Raw genomic sequence first — 13,156 nt, 5'->3', positions numbered from 1 at the left:
AATTAGCTTTGCGGAATATTCAGCTCTTGGCCGATAAATAAGGTGTTTGATTTGAGTTTGTTTACGCGTTTTAATTTATTCACACTCACCCCATAGCGACTTGCAAGTAAGCTTAATGACTCCCCAGAGCGGACTTTATGTGTGGTCGGCTGTTGTGATTTTAATGATGCAAATAACGAGTCATCCGGTGGGTTTTTTAGGTAATAATTTTTCAACGAAGTAAAAATGGCTTTAGCGAGCCGTTCTTGATAATCGGCTGTTTTCAATAAACGCTCTTCGCGTGGATTAGAAATGAACCCCGTTTCAACCAAAATTGACGGAATATCGGGCGATTTTAATACACCAAAGCTTGCCGCTTGTGGTCGTTTTTTATGCATTTTGGCCACTTTTTTTAGTTCATACATCACTTCTTCTGCAACGCTAAAACCTGTTTTCATTGAGTGGTCCATCGACATATCAAGTAATGCTTGTGCTAAGTACTTCTCGCTGGCAGTATTTTTTATCACGCCAGCAGCTCCGCCTAGGAGCTCTGAATGTTTTTCTTTATCCTCAAGCCATTTACCTATTTCAGAGTTGGCACGGCGCAGCGACAATACCCATACAGATGCCCCACTTGGCTGGGGGCTGGTAAATGCATCAGCATGGATTGATACAAAAAAGTCTGCTTTTTTCTCGCGTGCACGACTCGTTCGGGTGTTCAAATTAACAAAGTAATCACCTCGGCGAACCATTCTCGAAATCATGCCTTTTTCGGCATCAATCATCCGTTCTAAACGTTTTGCTATTTGCAATGTAATCGTTTTCTCATAGGTGCCTGATGGCCCTATCGAGCCTGGATCTTCGCCACCATGACCTGCATCAATAGCAATCACAATATCGCGTGCTTTATTAAGCTCTCGCTTTTTAACGGCAGTATTGCTGGTTTTTACGGCTGGTTTAGCTTGTTCTTTATTATACAAATCAACAACTAAACGGTTTTTATAAGGACCCGTTGGCGCCAAAGCAAAGAGCACAGGTTTCACTGCCCCCTTTAATTCAAAAACAAAGCGAACGCCTTTACGGTTTTTAGCCTTAGAGTAGCGTAGCTTACTCACAATTTGATGTTTAGTGGGAATGCTGGGTAAGTACTTAATTTTGTCTGTGTTTTCAAGGTCGACAACGAGACGCAAAGGGCTCTTAAGCATGAAATAGCTGAAGTCAGGTTTGTCGTTTAGATCAAATACCACACGGGTGCTATCTGGAGATGGCCAAACGCGCACACTGTTAATCGCATTTTGTGCGGCAATCCCAAAGCTCATCACACTGAGCAAACAAACACACACCCAATAAACTACAACTCGATTCATTAGACCCATTACACCTTTTGTTTATTTTTGATTTAACTTTGCAGTAATTGCCTTGCCACGCTCGCTAACACTGTGAATTTCAATCTCTCTCGCTTCGCCAACATAGCGCATTGTAATATCTAAATCCGGTGTAGGAATAAACTCACCACCTTTTTCAGGCCATTCAACAACACAAATCGCTGTTGGTGAAAAATAATCGCGGATCCCCATAAACTCAAGCTCTTCTGGGTCTCCTAAACGATACAGATCAAAGTGGTAAACATGAGTATTTGCAAGCTCGTAAGGTTCAACTAATGTATAGGTTGGACTTTTTACTTTACCTTGATGACCAAATCCTTGCACGATACCGCGCGTTAATGTAGTTTTCCCTGCACCCAAATCACCGTGTAAATAGATGACGGCGCCCTGCTCTATTAAATTAGCAAGCTTATTACCCATTGCAACTGTCGCTGCTTCATCAGCAAGTTGAAAACCAACACTTTGGGCCATTACTACCTCATGAAAAATATATAAAACAACACCCTTAATCATACCAGATTATTTTTGTATGGCGAGCGCGCCGATCTTATTGAATTTCAGACACAAAAAAACCGGCAAAGTTGCCGGTTTTTTTACTAATAAACGGTTATAACACGTTTATAAGCCTAATTTCTTCTCAAGATAGTGGATGTTAGTGCCACCGTTTTGGAAGTTTTCATCGGCTAGAATACGTTTATGCAAAGGCGTATTTGTTTTAATGCCATCAATTACTAGCTCATTCAATGCATTACGAGCACGTGCAATAGCAACATCACGATTCTCACCATACGTGATTAGCTTACCAATCATTGAATCATAATGTGGTGGTACTTTGTAGTCAGCATAAATATGGCTATCCCAACGTATACCTAAACCACCTGCAGGATGAAAACGTGTAATTTTACCCGGAGATGGAATAAACGTTTCAGGGTCTTCAGCATTAATACGACATTCGATAGCATGGCCACGAATGACCACATCATCTTGTGTGAATGACAACGGTTGACCGGCAGCAATTTTTAACTGCTCTTTAATTAAATCAACACCAGTAACCATTTCAGTGACAGGGTGTTCAACCTGAATACGCGTATTCATTTCAATGAAATAGAACTCGCCGTTCTCATATAAAAATTCAAACGTACCCGCACCGCGATAACCAATTTCGATACACGCACGTGTACAGCGTTCACCAATGAACTTGCGCACTTCAGCCGTAATACCTGGCGCTGGCGCTTCTTCAACTACTTTTTGATGACGACGTTGCATTGAACAATCACGCTCACCTAAGTGAACCGCATTGCCTTGACCATCAGCCAATACTTGAATTTCGATATGACGAGGGTTTTCAAGGAATTTTTCCATGTAAACCATACTATTACCGAAAAACTGCTTTGCTTCTTGTTGCGTCAGCGCAATTGAATCAATAAGTTCAGCTTCGCTGCGTACAACACGCATACCACGACCACCACCGCCGCCAGCAGCTTTGATGATTACCGGGTAGCCGATACGCTTAGCAATTTGCATATTGCGTTCTTTGTCATCTGATACTGGACCGTCAGAACCTGGAACACACGGTACACCTGCTTTACGCATCGCACTGATTGCCGATACTTTATCGCCCATCAAACGAATTGTATCGCCTTTTGGACCGATAAAAACAAAACCACTTTGCTCAACTTGGTCTGCAAAGTCAGCATTTTCAGCAAGGAAACCATAACCTGGGTGAATCGCAACTGCGTCGGTTACTTCTGCCGCGGCAATAATGCGCGGAATATCTAAGTAACTTTCAGTCGCTGATGGTCTACCAATACATATGGTTTCATCTGCTAATAGTACGTGCTTAAGATCGCGATCCGCCGTTGAATGCACAGCAACCGTTTTGATCCCAAGCTCTTTGCAGGCGCGCAATATACGAAGTGCTATTTCACCTCGATTTGCAATGACTACTTTATCTAACATGAGAGTTGGCCTCTAAGGTTGCGCTATTATTCAATGATGAATAAAGGTTGATCAAATTCTACTGGCTCACCATTTTCAACTAAAATAGCTTTTACTGTACCGGCTTTGTCTGATTCAATTTGGTTCATCATTTTCATAGCTTCGATGATACAAAGTGTGTCACCTACATTCACTTTAGAACCGACTTCAACATAGGCAGGCGCTTCGGGTGATGCCGCTGCATAGAAAGAACCAACCATTGGCGACAATACTTGATGACCTGTAGGTGCTGCTGGCGCTGCTGCTTCAGTTGGTGCTGCTGGCGTAGCTGCTACAGGAGCCGCTGCTGGAGCTGGTGCATATTGTGGTGCATACTGTGGAGCGTAAGCAGGGCCTGCACTCATGTTATTACGGTTAATACGTACTGATTCTTCACCTTCAGTGATCTCTAATTCAGCAATACCTGATTCTTCTACTAGTTCAATTAGTTTTTTGATCTTGCGAATATCCATGAACGACCCGCCTTCTAGTTTGTGTGTTTAAAATTAATTTGCGTTTTGCAACCGACTAACCGCGGCACTTAATGCTGCGCGATAACCCATTGCACCTAATCCACATATCACGCCTTGTGCGACATCCGAAAAATACGAATGATGACGAAACGCTTCCCGTGCATACACATTGGTTAAGTGCACTTCATAAAACGGGATATCAACACTCAGTAATGCATCACGTAAAGCTACGCTTGTATGCGTAAATGCTGCTGGGTTGATAATAATGCAATCAATAGCTTGCCAAGCACCATGTATGTGCTCAATCAAAGCTTGCTCACTATTACTTTGAAAATGCGTTAACTCAACATCTAGACTCTGCGCGACGGTTGTTAGTTCGCTCATAATCTCACCCAGTGTTTGTGAACCATATTTCTCTGGCTCACGCTTACCAAGCATATTTAAGTTAGGGCCATTTATAACAAAAACCTTAAATTTTGCAGCCATAATACGCGATAATCCTATAAATAATGAGTTAAGCTATTTTTACTATAAACCTCAACATTTACTCTGAGGTTAAACATAAAATAACAAGTATTTCTCACGTTAACCACCTATTATAGTCAGTTCGATGTAAATAGCAGCAAAATACTGGTCTAATGACTAGGCACGCCCTAGAAACAAAAAACGCCACTACAATGAGTGGCGCTTTATATGAATGTGCAAAAAGTGTTTATTTAGCACGTTGACGAATGTTTATTAACCGTTCAGTAAAGTCTTCCGCATTTAAAAAGCCAGTCACACGTAGCTCTGCGAGCTCTTCACCTTGCGTATTAAAGAACAAAATACTTGGCAAACCAAATACCGTATATTCTTCCATTACTTCAATAGTCGTTTCATCACTTTCAGTAAGATCAATCTTTAATAACTCAAAATGAGCAAACTCGGCTTGCACATTTTGTTCAGGGAAGGTGTATTTTTCAAACTCTTTACACGCAGCACACCATTCAGCATACAGATCCACCATCACCAGCCGACCTTCATCATTCGCCTCTGCGATGGCTTGCTTAAGTTCAGCTAAGTTAGCGACTAATTTAAACTCTTGCTTTTGTGCCTGCTGCTCAGTAGAGGCTGCCAACGTAGGTGTTGGCCAAAAGTAGTTTTTAGTCAAACTCGCGCCTGTAATAACAAGTAAAGTGGCAACAAACCATAATGCTGTTTTGAGCTTGCCTTGGCTTTGACCGCTTTGCCAATAATGTAAATACAGTGCTGTCGCTAATGCGAGTAAGCCTGCCATAAGTAGAATAATCTCAAAATCCACAATACGCTCAAGTAGAATTAGCGGTACAACTAACATAATGAAACCGAACAGCGTTTTAACTTGCTCCATCCAACCGCCCGCTTTAGGTAATAACTTCCCGCCTGATGTGCCGAGTAATAATAGAGGAATCCCCATGCCCAAGCTCAATACATATAAAGTTAAACCACCCACTAAATAATCACCGCTTTGCGCAACAAATAACAGTGCTGCGGATAACGGCGCGGTGGTACAGGGTGAGGCTATCAAACCCGATAAAACCCCCATTAAAAACACGCCAATATAATTGCCGCCTTTTTGATTATTACTCACCTGCGTTAGTTTATTCATCATGCCACTAGGTAGCTTAATTTCGTACCAACCAAACATCGACATGGCTAACAATACAAACAATAAGCTAAAGCTAATAAGTACATATGGGTGTTGTAAATACCCTTGAACTTGGCCACCTAACGCTGCCACGACAAGGCCTAATGCTGCGTAGGTGACCGCCATGCCTTGAATGTATACAAACGACAGTGCGAACGCTTTCTTTGTAGAGAGATTTTGTTGTCCTGCAATCAAGCTCGACAAGATAGGAAACATAGGAAATACACAAGGCGTAAATGCCAAGCCAATTCCGACTAAAAAGAAAATAGCTAAATTAGTTAGTAAACCTTGTGATGCGAGCTTTTCTGTAAAATTTAGCGCTTTATCTGACTCACTTTGCTCTATATCAGAATTATTACTCGGCGTTGACTCAACATTTAATGCAGCAAATGCATTCGTTGTGTCGTTTCCATTCATATTCTGAGTCGTATTTTCACCTGCAATGACACTTAATGGAATAGTAATAATTTCAGGGGGGTAACACAGCCCTGCCTCTGCGCAGCCTTGGTAACGAATTTTAACAAGCCCCTCTTTGGCAACATTAGATACCTTGCTAATGACGCTAAATGAATCAAAAAAGACCTCGGTTTTACCAAAAAACTCATCTTCAATAACTACGCCCTCACCCAAGTCAGGGACTCTTATGTCTGCACCTTTTGCAATAATTTCGAGCTTTTTCTTATAAAGATAATACCCTGGAGCTATATCCCAGCCAATAAACAATGTATTGCCCTGCTGGTCAAAATCGAAAGTGAAAGCTTGATCAACAGGTAAAAATGTTTGCTCAGTAGGCTTTAATAAATCATTCAATACATTTGTAGTAGCGTGTGCTGGTAGTAGCCATAACGCACACACCAAGAAAACAAAAAAACGCATTAATTAAGTACCTCATCCATCCAATTAAAATAGGCTAAGTTGCCCGTTGAAACATCTACTACTTGAATTTCGGGTACCTCATAACTATGTAATTTTTTAATAGTTTGGATAACCTGGTTCATTTTTTCAGACTTCGTTTTGATTAACAATTTGCATTCAGTCGCGTTCGTCACTTTACCTTCCCACATATATACAGACTCTACGTTTGGAAGAATACTTACGCATGCAGCCAGGCCAAGGGTCACTAATTGCTCCGCCATTGCACGTGCTTCACTTGCATTAGCGCAAGTGGTAAAAACAAGTCGAAAATGAGTCGTCATATTGAACCTTTAATTGATTGTTTTGCCCAACTCATAGTAGCTGATAGCTAAAGCAAAGTGTAGCCATGAGCGCCCACTGTGCTATTACTATTGAAAAAAGACCTGATGACCCATATTTATATTTCATCACGATGTAACGTGAGTACACTTTAGAGAGCTTTATGTTTAGATTTTTATTTTTGTTATTTATTCTCGTGCCAATCATTGAAATTGCACTACTGATTCAAGTCGCCGATGTCATTGGCGGATTTGCGACGATTGTATTAGTGGTTCTAACCGCAATAATCGGCGCAAAACTTGTAAAACAACAAGGTATGGGAGCATTACAAAATGTACAAACCCAAATGGCACAAGGGCAAATGCCAGCCAAAGAACTATTTACCGGCTTATGTGTAATCATCGCGGGCGTATTATTGGTCACACCCGGCATTATGACTGATGTATTTGGCTTTTTATTATTAACTCCTGCCATTCGCAATAAATTAGCCGCAGGCCTTGCTAGTCAAGCAACCGTGCGTATGAGCGCGGGTATGCAGCAAGGCCCTTCGCCATTTGCGCAGCAGACCCAGCAAGAGCCTGAACCGCGTAAAATGAGTGAGCCAACCACAATTGATGGTGAATACGAGAGAAAAGATTAAAATTTTTACTTTTTTCACTTGGGTTTTTGCGCATTACCCCCATTATTGAGTACAACTAATCCGAGGCAGTTAAACAACTACGATTTAATCGCCTTGGTACACACAAAACTTTTTTCTGTCCTGTTCAGAAACTGTTAGGAGAACTAAACAAATGAACATTCGTCCTTTACATGATCGCGTGATCGTTGAGCGCCTAGAAGAAGAAACTAAATCAGCTGGCGGTATAGTATTAACTGGTTCTGCGGCTGAGAAATCAACCCGCGGTAAAGTTGTCGCTGTTGGTAATGGCCGTACTCTAGATAACGGTGATGTAAGAGCATTAGAAGTTAAAGTCGGTGACACTGTGTTATTCGGCTCATATGTTGAAAAAGCTGAAAAGATCGAAGGTCAAGAGTACCTGATCATGCGTGAAGACAACATTTTAGGCATTGTAGGCTAAACCTACTTTTCGTTTAACAAACATTTAAGAATTTAGAGGAAAAAATCATGGCAGCAAAAGAAGTACTTTTTGCAGGTGACGCACGCGGTAAAATGTTAGCTGGCGTAAACATCTTAGCAAACGCAGTTCGTGTAACTTTAGGCCCTAAAGGTCGTAACGTAATCCTAGACAAATCATTTGGCTCACCAGTGATCACCAAAGATGGTGTATCAGTGGCAAAAGAGATCGAACTTGAAGACAAGTTTGAAAACATGGGCGCACAAATGGTGAAAGAAGTTGCATCTAAAGCAAATGATGCAGCCGGTGACGGTACAACTACCGCCACTGTTTTAGCACAATCTATTGTAAATGAAGGCCTAAAAGCTGTTGCTGCGGGCATGAACCCAATGGATCTTAAACGCGGTATTGATAAAGCAATCATCGCTGCAGTTGCAGAGCTTAAAAAACTTTCAGTACCATGTGCTGATACTAAAGCAATTGCTCAAGTAGGTACTATTTCAGCTAACTCTGATAAAGAGATTGGCGACATCATTGCTCAAGCGATGGAAAAAGTAGGCCGTAATACAGGTGTTATCACTGTTGAAGAAGGTCAATCACTTGAGAACGAACTTGATGTTGTAGAAGGCATGCAGTTTGACCGTGGTTACCTATCGCCATATTTCATCAACAACGCTGAAAAAGGCGCGGTTGAACTAGATAACCCATTCATTCTACTTGTAGACAAAAAAGTTTCTAACATCCGTGAGTTACTCCCTACATTAGAAGCGGTTGCTAAAGCAAGCAAGCCACTACTTATCATTGCTGAAGACCTTGAAGGTGAAGCACTAGCAACACTAGTAGTCAACAACATGCGCGGTATCGTTAAAGTATCAGCTGTTAAAGCACCTGGTTTTGGCGACCGTCGTAAAGCAATGCTACAAGATATCGCAGTATTAACTGGCGGTACTGTTATCTCTGAAGAAATCGGTCTTGAGCTTGAAAAAGCAACAATCGAAGACTTAGGTACAGCTAAACGCGTAGTAATCACTAAAGATGATACAACGATCATCGACGGTGCTGGCGAAGAAGATGGCATCAACGGTCGTGTTTCACAAATCAAAGCACAAATCGAAGAAGCAACGTCTGACTACGACAAAGAGAAACTACAAGAGCGTATGGCAAAACTTGCCGGCGGTGTTGCTGTAATCAAAGTTGGCGCAGCGACTGAAATCGAAATGAAAGAGAAAAAAGACCGCGTAGAAGATGCACTACACGCAACTCGCGCAGCGGTTGAAGAAGGCGTAGTGCCTGGTGGTGGTGTTGCACTAGTACGTGCTGCTAGCAAACTAGCTGCACTAGTAGGCGACAACGAAGACCAAAGCCACGGTATCAAAGTCGCACTACGTGCTATGGAAGCACCACTTCGTCAAATCGTAACTAACGCAGGTGACGAAGCGTCTGTAGTCATTAACGCAGTAAAAGGCGGCGAAGGTAACTACGGTTACAACGCAGCATCTGGCGAATACAACGACATGATTGAAATGGGTATCCTAGATCCAACTAAAGTAACGCGCTCTGCACTACAATTTGCAGGTTCGATTGCGGGTCTTATGATTACCACTGAAGCCATGGTTGCTGAAATTCCTAAAGATGAGCCAGCTGGTGCCCCTGATATGGGTGGCATGGGCGGAATGGGCGGCATGGGCGGCATGATGTGATAAACATCACCCTCTAAGCACCTCGCTTATAAAAACCCAGCTTCGGCTGGGTTTTTGCGTATTATAGCTTTCAGTTTTAAGTTGTCAGCTACCAGAAACTTGATCTGACGGCTTTAGTTTACCAATTCCCTGACTATCGTAAATAAATCACTTGGTAGCATACCGCGTTCGCCGTCGCGTTGTGCAGCTATATCTCCAGCTTTTGCATGCAAGATCACACCAAAACACGCAGCTTGCTCAACCGTTAATCCTTGTGCGATAAGACCAGCAATAACCCCAGTGAGTACATCACCGCTGCCGCCGACCGCTAGTGCGGGGTTGCCATCAGTGCATACCCACGCTTTAGTGCCGTCAGTGATAATGCTGCCCGCCCCTTTGAGTGCACAGGTCGTTGAATATGTTTCTGCCAATTTGCGTGCACTGTGATAACGATCTGATTCAATATTACTAATGGCGCAACCAAGTAGTCGTGCGGCTTCGCCTGGATGCGGTGTGAACACCGTGTTTTTCAGTGCAATAGGCGCTGATTGCTGAGCAATAAGGTTTAATGCATCGGCGTCGACCACCATTGCTTTATTGTGGGCAACAAAGTGTTGAATAACCGTTTCGAAGGTGGATTTAGCCCATGAGTCCTGGCCAAGCCCTGGGCCAATCGCGATACATGTTGCCCATTCTAATGCTGCGTGAAGATTAGTTGTCGTCACCATCAATTCAGGGCGACCCATACTGATAGCCAATGCAGAATTTGGGTGAGTATATACCTTAACCATACCTGCGCCTGTACGAAGCACGGCCTCGCTAGTTAACCTTATTGCACCGGCAGTGCCTGCATTGCCGCCAATACACAGTAACTTGCCATGGCTGCCTTTATGGCTGTTGTTTTGCCGCTTAGCTAAACCTTGTGTAGTGTCATAATTAATAAGCGCAGCGCTTGGCGTTGCCAATTGGATAAACGCTTGGCCAACGCCTAAGTCTGCAAATTCATATTTACCAGTATATGCTCTGCCCTCGCCCGTCACTAATCCTTGCTTTATGCCAACAAACGTAACACAAAGCTCAGCTTGAATAGCAATACCTTGTACAACACCGGTGTCAGCATTAATACCCGAAGGTAAGTCAATCGCAATAATTGGCGCGGGACTATCGTTGGCCGTTTTTATTACTTTAGTAAATGGCTCTCGCACCTCACTTTTAAGGCCTGTGCCCAGCAAACCATCAATAATAATGTCTGCAGTTTTTATTGTTAGCGGGTCATAATTTGATATTTCACCACCAACGGCTAACCATGCTTTTTGCGCTGTAAGCGCATCGCCTGTTAAAGGCTTATCTGGCGCCGCAGCAATCACTGTAACGTGTTTGCCAGCTTGTTTTGCCAAGCTTGCAACAATATAGCCATCACCCGCATTATTGCCAACGCCAACTAAAACAACATAATCTTGCGCGTGTGGGTAATGCTTAATCGCCTGCTCAAACACTGCCTGACCTGCACGCTCCATCAGCGTATACATAGACACAGCGCTTTGCTCTGCCGCACTAGGTTCGTGTGTGCGTACTTGTTCGGCACTAAATACAGATTGAGATAAGTTTGCTGGCATGCTGAACCTTAATGATGTTTTTTACCAGCATATAAGTGGTAACAATAGCAGTCAAATGGTTGGTAAAATCAACCATGAACGACTCTACACAGCCTTTTGTCCTCTGATGAATTGTTGTTATGTGATAGAACAGCCAAACACAGTTATTAATCTGTAAGATAGGTCAATGCACAATATCAAACAACACATAGGAAGCATCGCGTTAGTGGTAGAAAACTACGATGACGCCATCGCATTTTATACTCAAAAACTGAGATTCGATTTAATTGAAGATACTAATCTTGGTAATGGCAAACGTTGGGTACTAATCGCTCCACCTAATTCGAATGGCACTAACTTGCTGCTGGCACAAGCAAGTACGCCACAGCAATTAGACTCTGCTTTATATTTTAGCAACCTATTGTTAAATATAGTTTACTTCGCTGAATTATGAAACTATGCCATGGTTCGTTAAATAATGATAAAGTTTGATTTTAGTCAAAGCCTTACTTCTATTTTAGGATAAGTTATATAAAGGATTTATTCTAACTAATGGAGATTTTATAATGGCTGGATTTTTTATCCCTTCAATCAACCTCATGGGTATTGGCTGCCTTGAAGAAGCTGTTGATAGTATTCAGGCTAAAAGCTTTAAAAGAGGCTTAATTGTTACTGATTCGGTGCTAGTTAACATTGGTATTGTAGGCAAAGTTCAGAAATTATTAACCGAACGTGATGTTGAAACGCTAGTTTTTGATGGCACTCAACCTAACCCTACCACAAGCAATGTTAATGATGGCTTAGCGATATTAAAACAAAATGACTGTGATTTTGTTATTTCACTAGGCGGTGGCTCTCCGCATGATTGTGCTAAGGGCATTGCTTTGTTGGCGACTAACGGCGGTGAAATTAAAGATTATGAAGGGGTTAACCGCTCTACTAAATCACAATTGCCCTTAATTGCCATAAATACTACCGCAGGTACGGCCTCGGAAATGACATTATTCTGTATTATTACCGATGAAGAACGTCATATTAAAATGGCTATCGTTGATAAGCATACTACACCGATGATTTCAGTAAATGACCCCGAATTGATGTTAGAAAAGCCCGCATCATTAACCGCAGCCACGGGGATGGATGCGTTAACTCATGCGATTGAAGCCTACGTTTCTATAAACGCTACGCCAGTAACTGATGCGGTGGCGATTAAAGCGATTGAATTAATTCAAGCAAACCTTCGCACTGCGGTTACACAGGGTGATGATATAAATGCTCGTGAACAAATGGCTTATGCACAGTTTATGGCGGGTATGGCGTTTAATAACGCTTCTTTAGGTTACGTTCACGCCATGGCCCATCAATTAGGTGGCTTTTACGATTTACCTCACGGGGTTTGTAATGCGATTTTGCTGCCGCACGTACAACGATATAACGCGCAGGTGTGCCCTGAAAGACTAGGTGATGTTGCTAAAGCAATGGGCGTTGATACTACTCGTATGACCCCTGAAGAGTCAGCTGAGGCGGCAATAAGTGCGATTGTTGAATTATCTCAAGCGGTTGATATTCCATCAGGTTTAGCTCTGTTAGATGTTAAAATAGATGACTTCAATCTATTAGCAGATAACGCCCTTAAAGATGCTTGTGGATTTACTAACCCAAAACAAGCTACCCATGCAGAAATTGTCGAGATATTTGCTGCTGCAATGTAGTGCCATTAATGTAGTGTAAGTCATTTAAAGTTTCTCTATAAAAAGGTCGTGATTTACGCGGCCTTTTTTGTGCTGTTATCAATACGTTTATTTACACTTACTAACTTACTAACTTACTAACTTACTAACTTACTAGCGCCTATGCGTTTTCAGCTAAGGGCTTAATACGGAAAATGCCTTTAACCACAGCGGCCTTATCAACCACCGCTTTGATTTGCTTTGTCCATGCTTTAATTACAGTACCCTTACTGTTTCACTCAACTGAGCTTGATAGTTGGCAACTAGTAGCAAGTTCGGTTTGGCTAGACGTTGGTATTTGCTTTTTATTTGGCGCTAAACCCTGCTGGCAAGTTTACCTGCGACGCTGAGCGCACTTTATACAAACTTTCATAGCCGAAAGCCTGTATATCCTAGCTAACG

General features: G+C 42.3%; 12 protein-coding genes and 1 pseudogene. 5 read left to right on the top strand and 8 right to left on the bottom strand.

Features of this window, described 5'->3' with window-relative positions; genetic code table 11:
* Positions 1-2: 2 nt before the first annotated feature.
* The 7 genes from ATS75_RS12915 to cutA all read right to left on the bottom strand — a co-directional run bounded on the left by ATS75_RS12915 (position 3) and on the right by cutA (position 6,676).
* Entirely contained in the window at positions 3-1,298 is a 1,296-nt protein-coding gene (locus ATS75_RS12915) for an N-acetylmuramoyl-L-alanine amidase (protein WP_414858288.1), read from the bottom strand.
* Between the two features lie 69 nt (positions 1,299-1,367).
* A complete protein-coding gene (tsaE, locus tag ATS75_RS12910) occupies positions 1,368-1,835 on the bottom strand; it encodes a tRNA (adenosine(37)-N6)-threonylcarbamoyltransferase complex ATPase subunit type 1 TsaE (RefSeq protein ID WP_058560981.1) in 468 nt (155 codons plus the stop codon).
* A gap of 147 nt (positions 1,836-1,982) precedes the next feature.
* Complete coding sequence (gene accC, locus ATS75_RS12905; RefSeq protein WP_058560833.1) at positions 1,983-3,323, bottom strand: acetyl-CoA carboxylase biotin carboxylase subunit; 1,341 nt, start codon at positions 3,321-3,323, stop codon at positions 1,983-1,985.
* 26 nt (positions 3,324-3,349) lie between these two features.
* Positions 3,350-3,814 carry an acetyl-CoA carboxylase biotin carboxyl carrier protein gene (gene accB, locus ATS75_RS12900; protein WP_058560832.1) on the bottom strand — a complete coding sequence of 155 codons (465 nt, stop codon included), beginning with the start codon at positions 3,812-3,814 and terminating at the stop codon, positions 3,350-3,352.
* Positions 3,815-3,847: 33 nt separating this feature from the next.
* Complete coding sequence (aroQ, locus tag ATS75_RS12895) at positions 3,848-4,300, bottom strand: type II 3-dehydroquinate dehydratase (RefSeq protein ID WP_058560831.1); 453 nt, start codon at positions 4,298-4,300, stop codon at positions 3,848-3,850.
* A gap of 226 nt (positions 4,301-4,526) precedes the next feature.
* Positions 4,527-6,356, bottom strand: a complete 1,830-nt coding sequence (locus ATS75_RS12890; RefSeq protein ID WP_058560830.1) for a protein-disulfide reductase DsbD — start codon at positions 6,354-6,356, stop codon at positions 4,527-4,529.
* Positions 6,356-6,676 carry a divalent-cation tolerance protein CutA gene (gene cutA / locus ATS75_RS12885; protein ID WP_058560829.1) on the bottom strand — a complete coding sequence of 107 codons (321 nt, stop codon included), beginning with the start codon at positions 6,674-6,676 and terminating at the stop codon, positions 6,356-6,358. Before cutA ends, ATS75_RS12890 begins: the two co-directional genes overlap by 1 nt.
* Before the next feature lie 161 nt (positions 6,677-6,837).
* Between cutA and ATS75_RS12880 the strand changes: the two genes are divergently transcribed.
* The 3 genes from ATS75_RS12880 to groL all read left to right on the top strand — a co-directional run bounded on the left by ATS75_RS12880 (position 6,838) and on the right by groL (position 9,450).
* Positions 6,838-7,314 carry an FxsA family protein gene (locus tag ATS75_RS12880; protein ID WP_058560828.1) on the top strand — a complete coding sequence of 159 codons (477 nt, stop codon included), beginning with the start codon at positions 6,838-6,840 and terminating at the stop codon, positions 7,312-7,314.
* 151 nt (positions 7,315-7,465) lie between these two features.
* Positions 7,466-7,753 (top strand): co-chaperone GroES, encoded by a 288-nt coding sequence (locus ATS75_RS12875; RefSeq protein ID WP_054204533.1) that lies wholly within the window; start codon positions 7,466-7,468, stop codon positions 7,751-7,753.
* Positions 7,754-7,800: 47 nt separating this feature from the next.
* Positions 7,801-9,450, top strand: coding sequence for a chaperonin GroEL (groL, locus tag ATS75_RS12870; RefSeq protein ID WP_058560827.1), 1,650 nt, complete (start codon positions 7,801-7,803; stop codon positions 9,448-9,450).
* 113 nt (positions 9,451-9,563) lie between these two features.
* Here groL and ATS75_RS12865 read toward each other — a convergent pair whose 3' ends face one another.
* Entirely contained in the window at positions 9,564-11,045 is a 1,482-nt protein-coding gene (locus tag ATS75_RS12865) for a bifunctional ADP-dependent NAD(P)H-hydrate dehydratase/NAD(P)H-hydrate epimerase (RefSeq protein WP_058560826.1), read from the bottom strand.
* Between the two features lie 166 nt (positions 11,046-11,211).
* Between ATS75_RS12865 and ATS75_RS12860 the strand changes: the two are divergent.
* A pseudogene (locus ATS75_RS12860) lies at positions 11,212-11,424 on the top strand (VOC family protein); the annotation flags it as partial.
* Between the two features lie 163 nt (positions 11,425-11,587).
* Positions 11,588-12,736, top strand: coding sequence for an L-threonine dehydrogenase (gene yiaY / locus ATS75_RS12855; RefSeq protein WP_152996224.1), 1,149 nt, complete (start codon positions 11,588-11,590; stop codon positions 12,734-12,736).
* The last annotated feature ends 420 nt before the right edge of the window (positions 12,737-13,156 follow it).

It is taken from the genome of Pseudoalteromonas sp. H105 (genome assembly GCF_001469215.1).
Classification (GTDB): Bacteria; Pseudomonadota; Gammaproteobacteria; order Enterobacterales; family Alteromonadaceae; genus Pseudoalteromonas.
This window is presented reverse-complemented; position numbering and strand designations above follow the sequence as displayed.